16 protein-coding genes are annotated in these 18,400 nt (G+C 67.8%); 7 read left to right on the forward strand and 9 right to left on the reverse strand.

What is annotated here, in order from left to right; translation table 11 throughout:
• Positions 1-170 precede the first annotated feature (170 nt).
• Both Cocul_RS06645 and Cocul_RS06650 read right to left on the reverse strand, forming a co-directional pair.
• Positions 171-1,064, reverse strand: a complete 894-nt coding sequence (locus Cocul_RS06645) for a MaoC family dehydratase (RefSeq protein ID WP_055122487.1) — start codon at positions 1,062-1,064, stop codon at positions 171-173.
• Positions 1,065-2,399, reverse strand: coding sequence for a 3-oxoacyl-ACP reductase (locus tag Cocul_RS06650; protein ID WP_055122488.1), 1,335 nt, complete (start codon positions 2,397-2,399; stop codon positions 1,065-1,067). It abuts the gene before it with no gap.
• Positions 2,400-2,559: 160 nt separating this feature from the next.
• Between Cocul_RS06650 and Cocul_RS06655 the strand changes: the two genes are divergently transcribed.
• From Cocul_RS06655 to ybaK, 3 genes are all read left to right on the forward strand, one after another.
• Complete coding sequence (locus Cocul_RS06655; RefSeq protein ID WP_055122489.1) at positions 2,560-3,855, forward strand: acetyl-CoA C-acetyltransferase; 1,296 nt, start codon at positions 2,560-2,562, stop codon at positions 3,853-3,855.
• A gap of 22 nt (positions 3,856-3,877) precedes the next feature.
• Complete coding sequence (locus tag Cocul_RS06660) at positions 3,878-5,914, forward strand: acyl-CoA dehydrogenase family protein (protein ID WP_055122490.1); 2,037 nt, start codon at positions 3,878-3,880, stop codon at positions 5,912-5,914.
• A 502-nt stretch (positions 5,915-6,416) separates the two neighbouring features.
• Entirely contained in the window at positions 6,417-6,908 is a 492-nt protein-coding gene (gene ybaK / locus Cocul_RS06665; RefSeq protein ID WP_055122491.1) for a Cys-tRNA(Pro) deacylase, read from the forward strand.
• A gap of 12 nt (positions 6,909-6,920) precedes the next feature.
• On the opposite strand, the gene Cocul_RS06670 is transcribed toward ybaK, so the two are convergent.
• Both Cocul_RS06670 and Cocul_RS06675 read right to left on the reverse strand, forming a co-directional pair.
• Positions 6,921-7,766, reverse strand: a complete 846-nt coding sequence (locus Cocul_RS06670) for a PrsW family intramembrane metalloprotease (protein ID WP_069723584.1) — start codon at positions 7,764-7,766, stop codon at positions 6,921-6,923.
• A complete protein-coding gene (locus Cocul_RS06675) occupies positions 7,763-8,275 on the reverse strand; it encodes a hypothetical protein (protein ID WP_055122492.1) in 513 nt (170 codons plus the stop codon). The genes Cocul_RS06670 and Cocul_RS06675 overlap by 4 nt, the downstream gene beginning before the upstream one ends.
• 23 nt (positions 8,276-8,298) lie before the next feature.
• On the opposite strand from Cocul_RS06675, the gene Cocul_RS06680 reads away from it, so the two are divergent.
• Together Cocul_RS06680 and Cocul_RS06685 are read left to right on the forward strand one after the other, a co-directional pair.
• Positions 8,299-10,236: a M13 family metallopeptidase gene (locus Cocul_RS06680; RefSeq protein ID WP_055122665.1), complete on the forward strand. Its 1,938-nt coding sequence runs from the start codon at positions 8,299-8,301 to the stop codon at positions 10,234-10,236.
• 22 nt (positions 10,237-10,258) lie between these two features.
• Positions 10,259-11,140: an alpha/beta hydrolase gene (locus Cocul_RS06685; RefSeq protein WP_055122493.1), complete on the forward strand. Its 882-nt coding sequence runs from the start codon at positions 10,259-10,261 to the stop codon at positions 11,138-11,140.
• Positions 11,141-11,491: 351 nt separating this feature from the next.
• Here Cocul_RS06685 and Cocul_RS06690 read toward each other — a convergent pair whose 3' ends face one another.
• The 5 genes from Cocul_RS06690 to Cocul_RS06715 form a co-directional block, all read right to left on the reverse strand.
• Positions 11,492-12,364 carry a hypothetical protein gene (locus Cocul_RS06690; RefSeq protein WP_245622125.1) on the reverse strand — a complete coding sequence of 291 codons (873 nt, stop codon included), beginning with the start codon at positions 12,362-12,364 and terminating at the stop codon, positions 11,492-11,494.
• A gap of 10 nt (positions 12,365-12,374) precedes the next feature.
• On the reverse strand, positions 12,375-13,172 hold the full coding sequence (locus Cocul_RS06695) for a VOC family protein (RefSeq protein ID WP_055122495.1): 798 nt from the start codon (positions 13,170-13,172) through the stop codon (positions 12,375-12,377).
• The gene (locus Cocul_RS06700) at positions 13,172-13,468 is read right to left on the reverse strand and encodes an RNA-binding S4 domain-containing protein (RefSeq protein ID WP_055122496.1); all 297 of its coding nucleotides are present in this window, start codon (positions 13,466-13,468) and stop codon (positions 13,172-13,174) included. Before Cocul_RS06700 ends, Cocul_RS06695 begins: the two co-directional genes overlap by 1 nt.
• A 456-nt stretch (positions 13,469-13,924) precedes the next feature.
• Positions 13,925-14,584: a LysE family translocator gene (locus Cocul_RS06710; protein ID WP_055122498.1), complete on the reverse strand. Its 660-nt coding sequence runs from the start codon at positions 14,582-14,584 to the stop codon at positions 13,925-13,927.
• A complete protein-coding gene (locus Cocul_RS06715) occupies positions 14,581-15,321 on the reverse strand; it encodes an SDR family oxidoreductase (RefSeq protein ID WP_055122499.1) in 741 nt (246 codons plus the stop codon). The genes Cocul_RS06710 and Cocul_RS06715 overlap by 4 nt, the downstream gene beginning before the upstream one ends.
• Positions 15,322-15,381: 60 nt before the next feature.
• On the opposite strand from Cocul_RS06715, the gene Cocul_RS06720 reads away from it, so the two are divergent.
• A complete protein-coding gene (locus tag Cocul_RS06720) occupies positions 15,382-16,008 on the forward strand; it encodes a sugar O-acetyltransferase (RefSeq protein ID WP_069723586.1) in 627 nt (208 codons plus the stop codon).
• A 4-nt stretch (positions 16,009-16,012) separates the two neighbouring features.
• Positions 16,013-18,361 carry an ATP-dependent RNA helicase gene (locus tag Cocul_RS06725; RefSeq protein WP_055122501.1) on the forward strand — a complete coding sequence of 783 codons (2,349 nt, stop codon included), beginning with the start codon at positions 16,013-16,015 and terminating at the stop codon, positions 18,359-18,361.
• The last annotated feature ends 39 nt before the right edge of the window (positions 18,362-18,400 follow it).

Here is an 18,400-nt window from a genome sequence, read left to right on the forward strand (position 1 = left end):
GATCGGGTGTCTCCCGGGCGAGGTGGCACCCCTTAGGGTTGTATGCCTATCGACGCCCCGGAAGGCGATTCCCCGGTCTTCCCCGCCTCCAACACGAAGGGGTGCCACTAGGCCGGTTGCCGAGCCGCAACCCCGCCTAGTGGCACCCCTTAGCGCCGAAAGAAAGAAATTCAGAGCGCCTCAAGCCTGGCCACCGCGTGCAGGGTGGCCGGCTTGGAGGCCTTGCGGAGCTGGAAGTCCCACCCCGCAGAGGAACGCTCAGCGTAGTACCCCACCCGGGCGGGAAGAACCACCGGCTTGACAAATTCCACGCTGTATCGCGCGGCGGGGGGCACCTGGCCCTCCACCCCGGCCAGGATCGCCGCCGCGGACCACATTCCGTGGGCGATCGTGGTGGGAAAGCCAAAGGCCTTGGCTCCCAGGGTGGAAACGTGGATGGGGTTTTTGTCCCCGGAGGCCTGGGCGTACTTCTTGATCTGCGCCGGGGTGACCCGCCACTGCCCGGTGGGGGCTGCCTCGGGTACAGGCGGGTGCTCGCCAAAGAGGGAGCCGGTGTCCTCCGGTGCCGTGTGGGAGCCGGACATCTTGGCCCCCTTGGCCAGGAACCCGGAGGTCTGCTTCCAGACGAGTTCTCCCGCCACCTCCACCTCGGTCACCATGTCGATGAGCAGGCCCTTGCGGTGGGGGCGTAGGTTACCCGCGTGCACCTTGATGTCCAGGGTGTCCGTAATGGTCAGCGGGCGGTGTTGTTCGATCACGTTGGTTAGGTGCACCGCTCCCACCGCGTTGAACGGGAAGTCCGGGGCACCCATGACCTTGATGGCCAGGGGGAAGGAGAGCACGTAGGGGTACGTCAGCGGCAGTTCATTACCCAGGCGCAGGCCGGTGGCCTGGGTGTAGGCCGCCACGTGGGTGGGGTCGAGGGTCACGCCGCGCACCCCGTAGGAGATGGTGGGGTTCCCGGTGGCGCGGCGCTTGGTGCCCACCACGGGGAGGAGGTCGCGGGCCGCATTCCCGTACTCGCTCATGAGGTTGGGAATGGTGGGGAGTTCGTGGTGCGTCATTTACGCCCCCAGGAGGTTCTGTCCGCACACGCGCACGGTGTTGCCCGTGACCGCGCCGGAGGCGTTGCCGGCGAGGTAGGAGATGGTCTCCGCGACGTCGATGGTCTGGCCCGCTTGGGAGAGCGAGTTCAGGCGGCGGCCCACCTCACGGGGGCCGAAGGGCATGGCGGCGGTCATGGCGGTCTCGATGAATCCGGGGGCCACGGCGTTGACCGTGATGCCCCGGGAGGCCAGTTCCTCGGAGAAGGTATCCACCAGGCCCACCACGCCGGCCTTGGTGGTGGCGTAGTTGGTCTGCCCGCGGTTGCCGGCGATGCCTGCCATGGAGGAGACGCCCACCACGCGGCCGCCGTCGGCCAGGCCGCCGTTGGCCAGCAGGCCCTCCGTGATGCGCACGGGGGCCACCAGGTTGATGTTCTGCACCATCTTCCACTGGCCCTCGTTCATGTTGGCCAGCAGCTTGTCCCGGGTCACGCCGGCGTTGTGCACGATGATGTCGATGGGCCCGCCGTGGCGCTCTTCCGCGTGCTGGCGGAGTTGATCGGCGGCGTCGGGGGCGGTGACGTCCAGCGGGAGGGCGGTGCCCTTGACGCGGTTGGCGGTCTGGGTGAGGCCCTCGCCCGCCTGGGGGATGTCCACGCAGATGACCTTCGCGCCGTCGCGGGCCAGTACCTCCGCGATGGTGGCGCCGATGCCCCGGGCCGCCCCGGTGACGGCAGCGATCTTTCCGGCCAACGGCTTCTGCCAATCGGCGGTGCCGGTGGCGGTGGCGTTCACGCGGATCACCTGGCCGTCTACGTAGGCGGACTTGCCGGAGAGAAGGAACCGCAGGGTGGATTCCGCCGCCGCAAGCTCGGCCTCGGGGGCGATGTACACCAGCTGTGAGGTGGCGCCGCGGCGGAGTTCCTTGCCCAGGGATCGGGTGAAGCCCTCCAGCGCGCGCTGGCAGATGTGCTCATCGCGGTCTTCCACCAGCTCGGGCGTGGTGCCCAGCACCACCACGCGGGCGCAGGGGGCGAGTTTACGCATCTGGGGCTGGAGGAAGTCGAAGAGTTCGTGGAGATCCTCGGGGCGGGTGATGCCGGTGGCGTCAAAGACGATGGCACCGCGCTTGGTGTGCGCCTCGGGGCCTACGTATTGGTAGTCGCCGCCGAGGAGGTCTTTTATCTGCTCCGTGAAGCGGCTGCCGGGGGCACAGCCGGTGACCACGGGGGCGTCGAGAAGCGGCTCACCGGGCTTGTAACGCCGCAGCGGCTCACCCTGCGGCACCCCCGCTTTTCCGGCGAGGGGGGAGTTGATGAGCTGTTCTAGCAGGCCTTTTTGCGCGGAGGGCATAGGTTGATCTCCTAACGTTGTGGGGGACGGCGCTTTGCTTACGCCGCATCTTTGTCTACCGTAGCAGCCAAGCCAGTGATTCACATTATAGGATTTTGAGATCTATGCTTTGAATCACGTTAAACTGTCACGCAGAGATCCCTACTAGGACGGAGCACATATGACTACCCCCCGCAAGGTCGCGATCCTCGGCGGCAACCGCATTCCCTTCGCGCGCTCCAACAAGGAGTACGCCAACGCCTCCAATCAGGACATGCTCACCGCCGCCATCGACGGCGCCGTGGCCCGCTACGGCCTCCAGGACGAGGACCTCGGCCTGGTGGTAGCCGGCGCGGTGCTCAAGCACTCCCGCGACTTCAACCTCACCCGCGAATGCGTACTCGGCTCCGCGCTGGGTTCCCGCACCCCCGCCTTCGACGTACAGCACGCCTGCGGCACCGGCCTGACCGGCGCCATCCAGGTGGCCGACGCCATCGCCCTCGGCCGCATCGAGTCCGGCCTTGCCGGCGGCGTGGACACCACCTCGGACGCTCCCCTCGCCGTGGGCGATGACCTGCGCCGCACGCTCATCAAGCTCAGCACCGCCAAGACCGCCGGTGACCGCCTCAAGCTGATCGGCTCCATCCGCCCCTCCCAGCTGGCCCCCGAGCAGCCCCGCAACGGCGAGCCGCGCACCGGCCTTTCCATGGGCGAGCACGCCGCGATCACCGCCCGGGAGTTCGGGATCAGCCGCGCCGAGCAGGACGAGCTGGCCGTGCAATCGCACCGCAACCTCGCCGCCGCCTACGAGGCCGGGTTCTTCTCCGACCTCCTCACCCCCTTCCTCGGCGTGCAGCGCGATACCAACCTGCGCCCGGATACCAGCACGGAGAAGCTCGCCAAGCTCAAGCCCGTGTTCGGCCGCAAGGACGCCGAGCAGCACGGGGCGCAGGCCACCATGACGGCCGGTAACTCCACCCCGCTTACCGACGGCGCCTCCGTGGCCCTGCTGTCCTCCGAGGACTGGGCCCGCGAGCACAACATTCCCGTGCGCGCCTGGCTCGTGGACTCCGAGACCGCCTCCGTGGACTTCGTGCACGGCCCCGACGGCCTGCTCATGGCCCCCACCTACGCCGTCCCACGCCTGCTCGCGCGCAACGGCCTGGCCCTCCAGGACTTCGATTTTTACGAGATCCACGAGGCCTTCGCCTCCCAGGTGCTGGCCACCCTGGCGGCCTGGGAGTCCACCGAGTACTGCCGTGATCGCCTCGGCCTCGACGCCCCCCTGGGCTCCATCGACCGCAGCAAGCTCAACGTCAAGGGTTCCTCGCTGGCCGCGGGCCACCCCTTCGCCGCCACCGGCGGCCGCATCCTCGCCACCGCCGCCAAGACGCTGGAGGAAAACGGCGGCGGGCGCACCCTCGTGAGCATCTGCGCCGCCGGCGGCCAGGGCGTTGTAGCCATCATTGAGCGTTAAGACACTTTCCTAGGAGTTCACCATGACCGATAAGAATCGCCCCGCCCCGGAAAAAGGCAGCCCCCGCACCCTGCCCACCACGCCCGACCCGGCGGCCACCAAGGACCTACGCAAGCTTCTCGACGGCCGCTGGGCCAGCGCGCGCGACGTGTTCCGCAACAACGTCAACGCCAAGGAGCTGCTGCACGATCCGACGCTGAGCATGGACGAGGCCCGCGAGGCCATCCTGAACAAGCTCTCGCTCCTGGCCGAGACCGGCATCCAAAAGGGCGTCTTTGCCCCGGAGAACGGCGGCGCTGGCGATACGGGAGCCACCATCACCAGCCTGGAGATGCTGGGTTATGCCGACCTCTCCACCATGGTCAAGGGTGGCGTGCAATGGGGCCTGTGGGGCGGTGCCGTGGACGCCCTGGGCACCGAGCGCCACTCCCACTACATCAAGGACATCATCGACCTCAAGCTCCTGGGCTGCTTTGGCATGACCGAGCGCGGACACGGCTCCGATGTGCAAAACATCGAGACCACCGCCACCTACGACCTCGAGACCAAGGAGTTCATCGTGGACTCCCCCACCCCCTCGGCGCAGAAGGTGTACATCGGCAACGCCGCCAAGCACGGCCGCATGGCCGCGGTATTCGCGCAGCTCTACACCCCCGGCACCAAGGAATCCCACGGCGTGCACTGCGTGCTCGTGCCCATCCGCGATGAGGACGGCAACCCCATGCCCGGCGTGACCATCGGGGATCACGGACACAAGGGCGGACTGCTCGGCGTGGACAACGGCACCCTCCTCTTTGACAAGGTTCGCGTACCGCGCGAGGCCCTGCTGAATCGCTTTGGCGACGTCTCCGAGGACGGCGTGTACACCTCCCCCATCGAGTCGCGCAACCGCCGCTTCTTCACCATGCTCGGCACCCTGATCCGCGGCCGCGTGGCCGTGGGCGCCGCCGCCGGTGCCGCTACCCGCGCCTCCCTGACCATCGCCCTGCGCTACGCCATGCGGCGTCGTCAGTTCGAGGGGCTGCCCGGCAAGGAAAAGCGCCTGATTGACCACCGCGCCCACCGCCTGCGCCTGCTGCCCCGCCTGGCCCGCTCCTACGCCCTGGCTCTGCTGCAAAACCAGATGGTTGAGCGCCTGCACGATCAGACCGCCGCCGTCAATCGCGGCGAATGGGACGTGGCCACCCCGACCGACGAGCAGCTGCGCCGCCAGCGCGAGACGGAATCCCGGGCCGCCGCCGTCAAGGTGGCCGCCACCGCCCATGCCACCGACACCATCCAGGAATGCCGCGAGGCCTGCGGCGGCGCCGGATACATGGACGAGAACCGCCTCACCATCTTCAAGGCGGACTCCGACGTGTTCACCACCTTCGAGGGCGACAACACGGTGCTGGTGCAGATGGTGGGCAAGGAACTCATCACCGCCTACGCCCACGGCCTCTCCGAGCTCTCCCCCATCGAGATGGTGAAGTTCGGCGTGGAGAACATCAGCGACGTGCTGCGCCAGCGCACCTCCATCCCGCTGACCGTGCAGAGCCTCATCGACCGCGTGAGCGACCGCGAGGAAAACTCCCTCTTCGACGCCGGCTACCAGGTCAAGATCATCCAGGAGCGCGAGCACAACCTGCTGAAGTCCCTGGCCCGCCGCCTCAAGGACGCCAAGAAGATGGAGCCCGCCGACGCCGTCAAACTCGTTGACCGCGCCCAGGATCACCTCATCGACCTAGCGTGGGCCCGCATCGACACCATGCTCATCGAAGCCCTCATCGAGGCCGAAGCCGAGCTGCCCGCAGACTCCCCGGCCTTCCCCGTGCTGGAGCAGATCCGCCACCTCTTCGCGTTCTCCACCATCCTCAAGCACGCTGGCTGGTACCAGGAGCAGAACATCCTCTCCGGCAACCGCACCAAGGCCGCCCGCGCCGCCGTGAACGACCTGGTGGATTCCATCGGTCCGTGGTCCGGGGTACTCGTGGACGCCTTCGGCATTCCCGACGCCCTGGTGGACGTGCCCATGCTCAACGACTCCGGCGTGGACTCGTTGACGGGGGCTGCTGAGTAAGTTTTCTGTTCAAGGGGCTGGTGCGCCGCCTGCGGGCGGGCGCGCTGGCCTCTTTTTTGTGGGTGGGGGGGGTGTTGGGGCGATTATCAGGAGCAGGGGTTTGAGGCGCCTGGACGTGAGACACCTGCCGCCCTTCCCACCGCAGCGCACTAAGGGGTGCCACCTCGGGGTGATGGGAGCCTTTCCCGGGGGCAATGGCACCCCTTGGGGTTGTTCCGCTGTGCTGCGGTGTGTGGGATCCGAGGATGAGGCTGCGAACGTTCAGAGAGCAAGAGCGACTTTGCGGCACTTGTGCCCAACCACGCTAAGGGGTGCCATTGTCAGGTTGCGGGTCCCTCCAAGGCCGGGTGATGGCACCCCTTAGCGCTGTTCCAGGGCAAACTCATCGCGCCCGGGGCACCGGGCTGCCCAGCCTCCAACTCCAAGGGGTGCCATTGCGGCCTCACCACGCCCCGTCACCGCCTAATGGCACCCCTTAGCGCACACCCCTACACTCACCCCCATGCCCACAAAGAAATCACCCGCCACCCTGGCCCTGGAAAAGGCGGGCCTGCCTTTTAGCACCCTGACCTTCGATCACGATCCCGCCAATCACCACTTCGGCCAAGAGGCCGCCGAGGCCCTACACCACGAGGGGATAGACGCAGCACAGATCGCCAAGACGCTGCTGGTGGAATCGGATAAGGGCCTAGCGGTAGCGGTGCTGCCGGTGACTCACCAGCTCAATCTCAAGGCGATGGCCTCCGCGCTTCACGCGAAGAAGGCCACGATGTGCGATCCCGCCGTGGCGGAGCGGGTAACGGGTTACGTGGTGGGTGGGATTAGCCCGATCGGGCAGAAGAAACGGCTGCCCACGGTGGTGGATTCCTCCCTGAGCAACCAGGAGGAAGTGCTGGTGTCCGGCGGTAGGAGGGGGTTTGACCTGGTGCTAAGCCCCGAAACACTGGCCCAGGCCACCGGGGCGCTGTTCGCCCCCATCGCGCGCCACCCCTAAAACCAGAAGCACCTAAGGAACAACCATCACCGGCTCCGCGCTGTAGACGTAGGTGTCGTCCCGACGCGCCTGGCGGTTTCCCCGGATCAGCAGCCAGATCGCCAGGGGGTACATCACCAGGGCCACTCCGATCATGTTGAATACCTGTGCTATCTCGCTGTTCCACAGCAGATTCCAGGAGAAGTGCAGGGTGAAGGCCACTAGGAACCAGCCGAGTGCTCGGCCAACCCGCCACGTCCATGAAGCCTCGGCGGTGTAGAGGGCCACGCCTATTCCCCAGCCGGCGATGCCGGTGAAGATGATGTGGAGGAAGGGCCCGGCCACCAGGCGCAGCATCCATAGGCTGAGGGCCCCGGAGGCGTCGGAGTTGGGGTCAAGGATCGCGCCGTTGGCCCCGTAGAGGAGGTTTTCTATGGTCTCGAAGCCCAGCCCCACCACGGCTCCCACGATGAGGCCGTGCCAGGGGCGGTTGAGCTTCCTGAAGCTGAGCAGGATCATCACCACGCCCAGGGCTTTAGCGCACTCCTCCGGATAGGCCCCGCCGAGGGAGGCCTCCACGAGTTCCCAGCCGAGTTTGCCGGGTATCTCGGAGAGCGGCAGCCCCATGAGCATGACCACTCCGAAGGACACTCCCGAGCCCCAGATCAGGGCGGGGAGAACCCAGAGGTACGCACCCTTGGGCCACATGGGGCTCAGGCGCAGTAGTCCCAGGATGAGCAGCACGTAACACAGCCCTACCCCTACGCCGATGCCCAGTGCGGCGGGGCTGATAATCATCGCGCTCACGAGCTGGAAGAGCACCACCAGCGTTCCCAGGAAGGTGCCGATGCCCAGGGTGATGGCAAAGAGTCGGTTCATCGGTGCCGGGCCTCCTCGGTGAGGGCGTGCAGGATTTTGTCGAGTATTCCCTGTTGGGGGCCGTCGAGGACCACGCCCAGGTGCTGTCCGTCGGGGCCCTCGTGCAGGAGTGCCACGCGGGAGCCGTCGATAAGCATGGGTATGCCCTCGTGTTCGGTGAGGGAGGCGTCCTCGCTGGGGGTTGCCAGGGCGTCGCTCGTGCCGCGCATGAGGCGGCGCAGGGTGCGTTCCTCGTCCTCGACGTCGCCCATCACGGTGGAGCTGAGGAGGGTGTCGCCGCAGACCCAGGTTTCGGTGAGGGCAAACGGCCCGCTGCGGCATTCCAGCCCTTCCACGGGTATCGTCCAGTCCGAGCCGAGGGCACCGAGTTCCACGGCGTCGGAGGTGGCGGAGCGCTGCGGGATGGCGGCGTTGATGGCCGCGGGCGCGCCGAAGTACACGGCGAGCGCGGCGAGCAGGCCCCACCACAGCAGGAGAGGCCTGTCCGGTTGGAGTCGGTAGCGCGGCATGTCACCACAGTACAGTGGGCCCCATGCAGAATTTGTACGAATTTATCAACGGCCCCTGGCTGGCCTCCCACACCATTCCGGCCGACCGCGGGGTGGACGGCACCTTCCATGCGCTTCGCGACGCCGCCGAGGCCGACGTCCACCGCATCCTCCAGGCGGACGGCGGACGCGCCGGTGCCCTTTATGCCGCCTTCATGGACACCGAGGCCCTCACCCGGGCCGGGGTGGAGCCCCTGGCCCCCGACCTGGAACGGATCGACGCCGCGCGCACGCCCGAGGATCTGGCCCGCGTGCTGGGTGAATTAGACCGCGAGGGGGTGGGAGCCCCGGTGGGATTCTGGGTAGCCAAGGACTCCCAGGGGGACACGGACGTGGCCTACCTGGTGCAGTCCGGGCTGGGGCTTCCCGACGAAGCCTATTACCGCGCCCCGGAGCACTCCGAGACGCTGGCCGCCTACCGCGAGCACATCGAGCGGATGCTCGGCTTCCTGCCCGCCGTGGCCGCTGGCTCGACCTCCGCGGCCGAAGCCGCCGAAACGATCGTGAATCTGGAAACCAGCCTGGCCCAGGGCCACTGGGACGTGGTGGCCAGCCGCGACGCCATCAAGACCAACAATCCCACCGAGTTCACCGATCTTCCCGGAATCATCCAGGCGCTGCTGCGCGCCGCCCGCCTCCCGGAGCGCCGCCTCATCGTGCGCGAGCCCTCCTATGTGGAACACCTCGCGGGTCTGCTCACCCAGGAGCACCTTGACGAGTGGAAACTGTGGGCCACCTGGCACCTGCTCAGCACCCGCGCGGGCGTGCTCAGCCCGGAGATTTCCGAGGCCAACTTCGATTTCTTTGGCCGCCGCCTCTCCGGGGCCACCGAGCAGCGCGAGCGCTGGAAGCGCGCCGTGGGCCTGGCGGAGTCCCTGGTGGGATACGAGGTCGGCCGTGCTTACGTGGCGGAGCATTTTCCCGCCAGCTCCAAGGAGCAGATGCTCACCCTGGTGGAGTACCTCACGGCGGCCTATCGGGAGCGCATCACCGCCCTGGATTGGATGACGCAGGAAACCAAGCAGCGCGCCCTAGAAAAGCTGGGCCTCTTCCAGGCCAAGATCGGCTACCCCGCCACCTGGCGCTCCTACGAGGGGCTTTCCTTCTCCCCCGCCGGGGCCGACCTGGTGGCCAACGTGCGCGCGGGTTCCGCCTTCCTCCACGATTACGAGGTAAACAAGGTGGGCAAGCCCACCGACCGCACCGAATGGGTGAGCACCCCGCAGACGGTCAACGCCTTTTATAACCCCACGGTCAATGACATCACCTTCCCCGCCGCCATCCTGCGGCCGCCCTTCTTTGACCCGCAGGCAGACGCGGCGGAGAACTTCGGCGCGATCGGCGCGGTGATCGGCCACGAGATCGGGCACGGCTTTGACGATCAAGGCTCGCAATACGACGGCCACGGCAACCTGAAAAGCTGGTGGAGCCAGGAGGACCGCGCCGCCTTTAGCGACCTCACCGAGAAACTGGTGGCGCAGTTCGACGGCCTGGTGCCCACCGTGCTCCGCGAGGCCGGAGTGGAGGGAGCCAGCGTGAACGGCCGCTTCACCCTGGGCGAGAACATCGGTGACCTCGGCGGCCTGGGCATCGCCGTGGTGGCTTATAAGAACTGGCTATCCGACCACGGCCAGGACGGCTCCGAGACCGCCCCCTTTGAGGTGAAGGGGGCCGATCCCGCCGTGGCGGAAACCGAGTTCACCGGCTTCCAGCGCCTCTTCCTCGCCTGGGCGCGCGCATGGCGCACCGCGATCCGCTCAGAGATGGCCACCCAATACCTGGCCATTGACCCCCACTCCCCGGCGGAGTTCCGCTGCAACGTGATCGCCGCCAACGTGGCGGAGTTCTACGAGGCCTTCCCGGAGATCGGCCCGGATTCCCCCATGTGGGTGGCCCCGGAGGATCGCGTGCGCATTTGGTAGACCTCTGAATTACCCTGGTGGCATGGATGAGGCCCGTGAGCGCCAGGATTTTCAGGTGGGCGGCGTGGATCGCCCCTTCACCGAGGAACAGCAGCTAGAACAGCTGGGCACCTACATTGATGCCCACTACCCGCTGCCCTCCTTCACGCCGCCGTGGGCCGGGGGCGCGAGCGATCCCCTCCCCGCCGATCGGTGGACCGCGCTCCTTCCCGATCGCCTCACCCACGCCGCCATGCTCATGCTCGGCGCGGGCCGCGATCACTCCATGCCGGGGGTGGCCTTTGGCACGGAGGTCACCACCCGGGAGGCACCCTCCGTGGCGGGGCGCGTTTTTATCCCGCCCCGCGCTTCCGGCCGCTGGGCCATCTCCCTGCATTCCGGCGGGTGGTGGCGCGGCTCCGGGGAGGCCCTGGAACACCAATGGCGGCCCGAGGTGGCTGCGGCCGCGGCCCTATCCGGCACCACCATTCTTGACCTGGACTACCCCTTGGCCCCCGCCCACACCCTCTCCCAGACCGCCGAGGCCGTGCGCGCGGGAGTCGATTACGCCCACTCCCAGGGGGCACGGCACCTCACAGGCTGGGGTTATTCTTCCGGCGGGGCGCTCGCGGTACTCACCGCGCCGCTTTTCGACGCCCTGGCACTCACCTTCCCCGACCTCAACTCGGTGGCCAACCTCCCGGAGGAGGTGCGTGACGGGTTGAGTTTGCCGCCGGTCAGCGAGTGGCCGCGCACCCTCGTCCAAGTGGCGTTGCACGATGAGATCGCCGCCCGCCCCTCCGGCCTCGATGAGGCCGCCCACGTGGAGGTACAGGAACTCACCGCCCGGCACCGCATCTCCACCCCCGAGGTGGCGCGCGCCAAAATCCGGGGCGTGGCCGAGTTCCTTTCGCGCCAGCGCTAGGTGCTCTGGCTCTTCCACACTCACCCCAACACCAAGGGGTGCCATTGGCCGGGGGTTGGGCGGGAAACCGGCCCCAGTGGCACCCCTTAACGCTGTATCGCTCTGTACCGCGTTGTTCCGCAGCGTGGAGAGTTGGTGGTGTATCGTCCCGCCGCGCTCCACAGCACCAAGGGGTGCCGTTAGCGGGGTCTCGGCCCACAATCCCCTCCCAGTGGCACCCCTTAACGTCGTGGACTCCACCGCGCCGATATGTCTTGGCAAATCTCAACACCAAGGGGTGCCACTGCGGCTGGATCACACCCTCAACACCGCTTAATGGCACCCCTTAGAGCGCTAAACCCCACCCCAGAATCAAGCACAACCCGGCAGTGCGCGGAGGAGGCCGCCAGGGAGGGCGGCGTCATCGCTGATCAGGGCGTCGCGCACGCCAAACGGATCCACGCAGGCCACGTGATCCTTAATTTCCGCGCCGGTGGCCATCTCGCTGGTTTCCGCCGTGGTGCTGGTTTCATTCACCGGCGGAACGGTCACCTCGGGGAGCGCCGGGGCCTCGGGGATCACGGCACCTTTGATGTCCTCGGTGTGTTGGTCACGGGAGCCGTAGGTATTGGCAGCGATGCTGAAGCCGGGGCCAAAGGAGGCGGTGGCGTGGGAGCTTCGGTCATCGGCCCAACCGAACTTGGTGCCCAGCACACCGGGGAGGAGGGCGGTGCCGTAATCCTGGGCGTAACCATCGGCGGCCACAGGGGCGGCGGTGCGCATTCCCTCGAAGAGGGGCTGGGCCACGGGGTCGTGTCGGGTGGCTTCCAGGAAGGCGGTCACGTCGTTGGTGCTGGTGGTGGTGTTGCCCCAGAAGCCATTGTGGTGCGTGTTGCTCAGGCCAAACTGGGCGATAACCTCCGGGATCGCCTGCGGGTAGCGGGCCTCTAGGGCGGAGGCGGTGCCGTCCTCGGAGTAGCGGATCATGTTTTCTACCTTGGCGGCGTCCTCGGGCGCGCCGTGCGCGAGCACCCAATAGCCCAGGTAGAGCTTGGAGAGGGAGAGCGCCGGGCGGGATTCGGCGGCGTTCGCGGTGGCGATGGTGGGGCCGCCGGTGATGTTGAGCGTCATCTGGGTGCGCTCGGGCACGAAGGCGGGGTCGATGGTGAGGGCCTGGGCGGCAGCCCCCAGCGAAAGAAGGGCAACGCCGGAGAGAGCCAGGGAGCGCGAGAAGATTTTGTTCACGTGGAGCACATTACAACACTGAAAAAATATCATCACCTTCCTGAATATCCGGCTCGGTGTAGGGCTCCACCTCGCACAGCATGACGGTGGCCCCGGTGGAATCCGCGATGATCGCCAGCCGCCCAAAGGGGCTATCCCACGGCTGTCTTATTACCTCGCCCCCCAATTCCTCCACCCGCGCCACCCCGGCATGAATATCCTCAATTCCCAGGTAACTCTGCCAAAAACTCGGCACCTGGGGCGGGAACTGTCCCTCGGCATCGGCCAACCCAGCGAAGGCCGCGCCGTCGGCAAGCGCGGTGGTGTACCCCTCCTCCTCCGCAAGCGTCCAGCCCAGCAGGCCCCGGTAAAACTCCCCCGCCTGCGCGTACCGGGTGGTGGCGGTGAGTTCGTGCCACACCGGGGTGCCCGGCTCGCCCGCCGCCACAAAGGCCTCGCCCTTGTTGGGTTCCACCAGGCCAAACAGGGCACCGGAGGCGTCGGCAAGCACCGCGAGGCGCCCCACCTGCGCGGGTTGCGGCGCGCTGAGCACCCGCCCGCCGCGCTTATCGACGCCCCCCACCTGCGCATCCAGGTCGCGCGCGAGGAAGGAGGTGACCCAGGTGTCCGGGAGCGTGGATTCCTCCGGCTGCGGCAACAGGCCGGCCACCGGCAGGCCCTGGACGCGGGCCAGGAGTTGACCGTGCTCGCCCGCCTGCTCGAATTGCCAGCCCAGGAGTTCGGAATAGAAATGCTCGCTGCGGCGGGGATCGGAGGTATTCAGATCGATCCAATAGGGCATTCCCGGCTCGGCGTGGAAAGCGGGCATTAGAGGTTCCTCCACTTCTCGGGATCAAAGTCATCGTCGGCGGTGGCCTCGTCAAAATAATCGTCCTCGGGGGCCTCGTTGGCCGCGATCACCCGGGCGCAACTACCCTGCACGCACACCACGTCGCCGGAGATCAGGGTACGCCCCCGGCGCACCTCCGGTTCCTCATTGACCGTCACGATCCCGGTGGCGATGGCCTCCTTGGCCTCGCCTCCGGTGGCCACGAGGTTGGCCAGCTTGATGAACTGCCCGAGCTTGATGGTTTCTTCCCTGATGGGTACCTCAACTACCTGCATAGGGTTGAGTGTAGTGGGGGCGGGGAAGAAGTCCGTTCTGGAAGATCACGTGTTTATATGGAATATAGGATATACGCTTTATAAAACACGCTCATTGCCCATCATCTTCATTCCGCTGCTTCTCATCGGGTGTAGCACCAGTACTCCTACAGAACAGTCTCCACCACCAAGCACCACAATAAACACTCCGCCCTCAGCGTCCCCCGAATCCGCGCCCGATGGAAGGGACGGCATAACGGAGGGCGAGGATGGAGAAGATGGCGCGCACGGAGTACAGCCCTTTCAATCAGGAGGTAACGGCGGAGATGGTGCCCCGGGAGGCAGCACCGGATAAGGCGGCCGAGGCGGGGATGGAGGCAATGGTTACGGCTGGGACGCTTCCACGCTTAGGCCCAGCGAGAAACAGGAGTGGGAGGAGGAAAAGGCTAGGTTGATAGAAGATTCTCTCTCTCATCTCTAACCCCACACCACCGCCCGCACGCCTTCCACCACCATGTACACCGCAAGAAGCAGGAAGATCGTACCCGTGATGGCGTCGATAAGCGCACCGTTGCGGGCGATCTTGGCAGAAAGAGCCCGCACCGCCAGGGCGAAACCCACGAACCAGGCCAGCCCCACGGCGATGAGCGTCACGGCCACGATCAGCGTCCAGTGCGCACCCATGTCCGGGCGAATGAATTGGGAGAATACCGCGCCGAAGAACACGATGGCCTTGGGGTTAGCCATGTTGGTGGCCAGGCCGGAGCGCCAGGCCTGGGCGGCGCTCATCTCGGGCGCGGAAGATGCACCGGGTACCACGGCAGCGCCAACCTCAGCAGCATCCCGCCACCCCTTTACCCCCGCGCGCACCGCCTTGAAACCCAGCCACCCGAGGTAGGAGCCGCCGAGGAGTTGCAGCCACCCCAAAATCGCGGGATAGGCCTGCATGAGGGCCGCAAGCCCGGCGAGCGAGGCGATGATCCAGATGGCGTTGCCCGTCATGATGCCCACGGCGCACCACACCCCGGCGCGTCGGCTGCGCGCTCCCAGGCGGGTGATCTGCACGATGTCCGGCCCGGGGCTGAGGATCGCGGTGCACCAGGTGAGCAGCAGCGCGAGGAAGGAGGCGAGCGTCATGCCTGATCCTTGGGCATGAGGTGAAGATGATCCACGTTGACGTGGGCGGGTAGGGAGGCCACCCATCGGACGGCCTCCGCGATGTCCTGGGCGCTGAGGCTGAGCACGCCCTCGTACACGGCGGCGGCGCGGGCGGCGTCGCCATCGAAGCGGTTGAGGGAGAATTCCTCGGTGTGCACGCGGCCGGGGTCGATCTGGGTGACGCGCAGCCCCTCGGGGGTGGCGGAGGCCTCTTCTATGCGCTGCACGCGGGTGAGGGCGCGCAGCCCGAACTTGGCGGCGTTGTATCCGGCCCCGCCGGGGTAGGGGTTAAGCCCGGCCACGGAGCCGATGTTCACCACCAGGCCGCCGCGCGGCGAGGCCGCCAGGGCCTCGTGCAGGGCGTTGCTCACGCGGAGGGTGCCCAGCACGTTGACCTCGTACATCCAGCGCCATTGTTCTATGTCGGCTTCTATCACCGGGTCGAGTCCGCGCGCTCCCCCGGCGTTGTTCACCAGCAGGTCACACCCGCCGTGTTCCGCCACGCAGCGAGCCAGCCCCATCACGGAGGCGTCGTCGGTAACGTCCAAGCGGCAGGCCTGGCCGCCGATTTCTTCTGCCAGGGCGGCCACCCGCTCGTAGCGACGCGCGGCGGCGATGACGTGCCAGCCGTCGGCGGCCAGGGCGCGGGCGGTGGCGGCGCCGATCCCGGAGGAGGCCCCGGTGACCACGGCTGTTTTCTGCTCAGGTTCCATCATGCCTCCTCACTATAGAGAGGCTCGCGTCACACCCTAAGCCTTAATGTCACAATGGTGGGTATGACGCACCCCGCCTCCCCCGCAACGTCCCTAGAACAGATGGCCTCCGGGGCCTGGCATATGCCCGGCAGCCCGGAACTCACCGCGGAGCAGCAACGCAGCTTCGGCCTGCTACGTCAGCTTAATGCCCTGGGCAATACGGATCCCGACGCCGCCCGCGAGATCATTCGGGAACTCACCGGGGCAGAGCATTCCGACGCCACGGTGATCGCCCCGGCCAGCATCGAGTACGGCCGCCACCTGCGCCTGGACCGCGACGTGTTCATCAACATGGGCGTAACCATTCTCAGCAGCGCGTCGGTGAGCATCGGGGCGCGCACCCTCATCGGCCCGAATTGCCAGTTCCTCACGGTGGGGCACCCGGTGGATGACGTGGACATGCGGGGCGAGGGATGGGAACAGGCGCGGCCCATCACGGTGGGCAGCGATACCTGGATCGGCGCGGGCGTGATCGTGCTGCCGGGGGTACGCATCGGGGATCGGGTGACCATCGGCGCGGGTTCCCTGGTTACCCAGGACATTCCCGATGATGCCATCGCGGTGGGCCACCCGGCGCGCGTGGTGCGCATGCGCGAGCAACGGCGCGCCGAGGCCGAACGCGCGGAGCAACAGCAGGCACAGCAATAACCCCATGCGGCCCTTCGACCTTTCCCGCATCGGCACCGGCCTGCCCTTTGCCGAGGCCATCGACGATCTCACCCGCGCCTGCGCCGCGCACCGCCGCGCGGTGGTGCAGGCCCCGCCCGGCACGGGTAAGACCACGCTGGTGCCCCCGGCGTTGGCGAACCTCACGCTCGCGGACGAGGCCAAGAACCACGGCAAAGTCTTAGTCTGCGCCCCGCGCCGCGTGGCGGTGCGCGCCGCCGCGCAACGCCTGGCGCACCTCGACGGCACCGCCTTAGGCGAGCGGGTGGGGCACCGCATGAGGGGTCATAGCCTGGCGGGTTCCCTGGTGGAGTTTGTCACCCCCGGGGTGTTGCTGCGCATGGTGCTGCGCGATCCCGCGCTGGAGGGCGTGGCCGCGGTGGTGGTCGATGAGGTACACGAGCGCCACCTGGATACGGACATGTTGCTGGGAATGCTCATCGAGGTCACTCAGCTGCGCGAGGATCTGGTGCTGGTGGCGATGTCCGCCACGGTGCAGGCCGAGCGCTATGCCGCGCTCATGGGTGGGGCGCCCACCGTGGATAGTCCGGCGGCGATTCACCCGCTGACCGTGGAGTACGCCCCGCACCCCGGCCGCCTGCGCGGGGAGCCTTCCTTTTATGAGCACCTGGCTAACCTGGCGCGCCGCGACGTGCAGCGCCACGGGCAATCCGTGCTGGTGTTCGTGCCGGGGGTACGGGAGGTGGAGCCGGTGCTCGGCCACCTGGGCGGCCTGGGCGTGCCGCTGCACGGCCGGCTGAGCGCGGCGGAAACGCAGGCCGCACTACAGCCCGGCGAGCAGCCGCGCGTGGTAGTGGCGACGTCGATAGCCGAGTCCTCGCTCACGGTGCCGGGCGTGCGGGCGGTGGTGGATTCCGGGTTATCCCGCGAGCCCCGGCGCGACGCCGCGCGGCAGATGAATGGCCTGGTCACGATCTCGGAGGCGCGGCCCACCGCCGAGCAGCGCGCGGGGCGAGCCGGGCGCGAGGGCCCCGGCCGGGTGATCCGGGCGTTTTCCGAGCAGGAGTGTCAGCACCTGCCCGCCGAGGTCACCCCGGAGATCGCGGTGAGCGACCTCACCCAGGCCGCGCTGTGGCTGGCCTGTTGGGGAACCCCGCGCGGGGAGGGGCTACCGCTGCTTCAGGCTCCCCCGGCCCCTGCTCTCGACGCCGCCGAGGCCACCCTGCGCAGCCTCGGGGCCGTAGACTCCAGCGGCACCGCGACCGACGCCGGGCGCGCCCTGGCCGCGCTGCCGCTCGATCCGCGCCTGGGCCGCGCGCTGCGTGACCTCGGCCCCACGGCGGCGGAAACCGTGGCGGTGCTGGCGGCCTCCCCCGCCGGGGACATCGCCGCCACTCAGGCCCCGCGCCGGGAGGTGGAGCGGCTGCGCCGCCTGGTTCGCGGCTCTCAGCAAACCGTGACCCCCGGCGCGGTCACCGCCCGCGCCTACCCCGCCCAGGTGGCCCGCCGTCAGGACTCGGATTACCTGCTGGCCTCCGGCACCCGAGCGCGGCTGCCTCGTTCCTCCCCGCTTGCCGACGCCCCCTGGCTCGCCATCGCCGAGGTCTCCCGCTCGGGCGAGGGCGCGGTGATACGCGCCGCCGCGCGGCTGAGCGAGCAAGAGGCACTGGACGCGGTGGGGGTCACGGAGGAGTACCGCGCCGAGGTCACCCAGGGGCGGGTGCGAGGTCGGTTGGTGCGCCGTGTGGGCGCGATCGTGCTCTCCTCCACTCCGGTGACGGTGCCCACCGAGCAGGCCGTGACGGCGCTGGCGGCCACGGTACGGGCCGAGGGGCTCACCATGTTTCAGCTTTCCGACGCCGCCGCGCACCTGCGTGATCGCCTCGCCTTTCTCCGCGCGCGGCTGGGCGATCCCTGGCCGGACGTCTCCGCCACCGACCCCGAGGCGTGGCTGCGCCCGGAATTGGAGGCCCTAGCTGGTGGAAAGACGGTAGATCTTTACCCGGCCTTACAACGGCTGCTGCCCTGGCCGGAGACCGCCCGCATGGGGAAACTCGCACCCGAGCGCCTGGAAGTGCCCAGCGGTTCGCGCCCCCGCGTGGACTATTCCGAGGGCCGCCCGGTGGTGCGGGTGAAACTCCAGGAATGTTTTGGCCTGGCGCAGTCCCCCACCTGCGCCGGGGTGCCGGTGCAGTTCCGACTGCTCTCCCCTGCGGGCCGCGACCTCGCCATTACCGACGACCTTGCCAGTTTCTGGTCTGGCCCCTACGCCCAGGTGCGCGCGGAAATGCGCGGGCGTTACCCCAAGCACCCCTGGCCGGAGGACCCGTGGAGCGCGCAGGCTACGGCGCGGGTGAAGAGGAGGGGGTCTTGAACTCTTGTGGGTATCGTTGGGTGATGTTCCCGTCCTCCT

Source organism: Corynebacterium oculi, assembly GCF_001412105.1.
GTDB classification, from domain to species: domain Bacteria; phylum Actinomycetota; class Actinomycetes; order Mycobacteriales; family Mycobacteriaceae; genus Corynebacterium; species Corynebacterium oculi.

Coding starts and splice junctions, on each gene's coding strand:
- Cocul_RS06675 (WP_055122492.1), bottom strand. CDS start 8,275: ATGCCGCGCTACCGACTCCAACCGGACAGGCCTCTCCTGCTGTGGTGG.
- Cocul_RS06655 (WP_055122489.1), top strand. CDS start 2,560: ATGACTACCCCCCGCAAGGTCGCGATCCTCGGCGGCAACCGCATTCCC.
- Cocul_RS06720 (WP_069723586.1), top strand. CDS start 15,382: ATGACGCACCCCGCCTCCCCCGCAACGTCCCTAGAACAGATGGCCTCC.
- Cocul_RS06700 (WP_055122496.1), bottom strand. CDS start 13,468: ATGCAGGTAGTTGAGGTACCCATCAGGGAAGAAACCATCAAGCTCGGG.
- Cocul_RS06650 (WP_055122488.1), bottom strand. CDS start 2,399: ATGCCCTCCGCGCAAAAAGGCCTGCTAGAACAGCTCATCAACTCCCCC.
- Cocul_RS06680 (WP_055122665.1), top strand. CDS start 8,299: ATGCAGAATTTGTACGAATTTATCAACGGCCCCTGGCTGGCCTCCCAC.
- Cocul_RS06670 (WP_069723584.1), bottom strand. CDS start 7,766: ATGAACCGACTCTTTGCCATCACCCTGGGCATCGGCACCTTCCTGGGA.
- Cocul_RS06695 (WP_055122495.1), bottom strand. CDS start 13,172: ATGCCCGCTTTCCACGCCGAGCCGGGAATGCCCTATTGGATCGATCTG.
- Cocul_RS06710 (WP_055122498.1), bottom strand. CDS start 14,584: ATGACGCTCGCCTCCTTCCTCGCGCTGCTGCTCACCTGGTGCACCGCG.
- ybaK (WP_055122491.1), top strand. CDS start 6,417: ATGCCCACAAAGAAATCACCCGCCACCCTGGCCCTGGAAAAGGCGGGC.
- Cocul_RS06645 (WP_055122487.1), bottom strand. CDS start 1,064: ATGACGCACCACGAACTCCCCACCATTCCCAACCTCATGAGCGAGTAC.
- Cocul_RS06660 (WP_055122490.1), top strand. CDS start 3,878: ATGACCGATAAGAATCGCCCCGCCCCGGAAAAAGGCAGCCCCCGCACC.
- Cocul_RS06725 (WP_055122501.1), top strand. CDS start 16,013: ATGCGGCCCTTCGACCTTTCCCGCATCGGCACCGGCCTGCCCTTTGCC.
- Cocul_RS06685 (WP_055122493.1), top strand. CDS start 10,259: ATGGATGAGGCCCGTGAGCGCCAGGATTTTCAGGTGGGCGGCGTGGAT.
- Cocul_RS06715 (WP_055122499.1), bottom strand. CDS start 15,321: ATGATGGAACCTGAGCAGAAAACAGCCGTGGTCACCGGGGCCTCCTCC.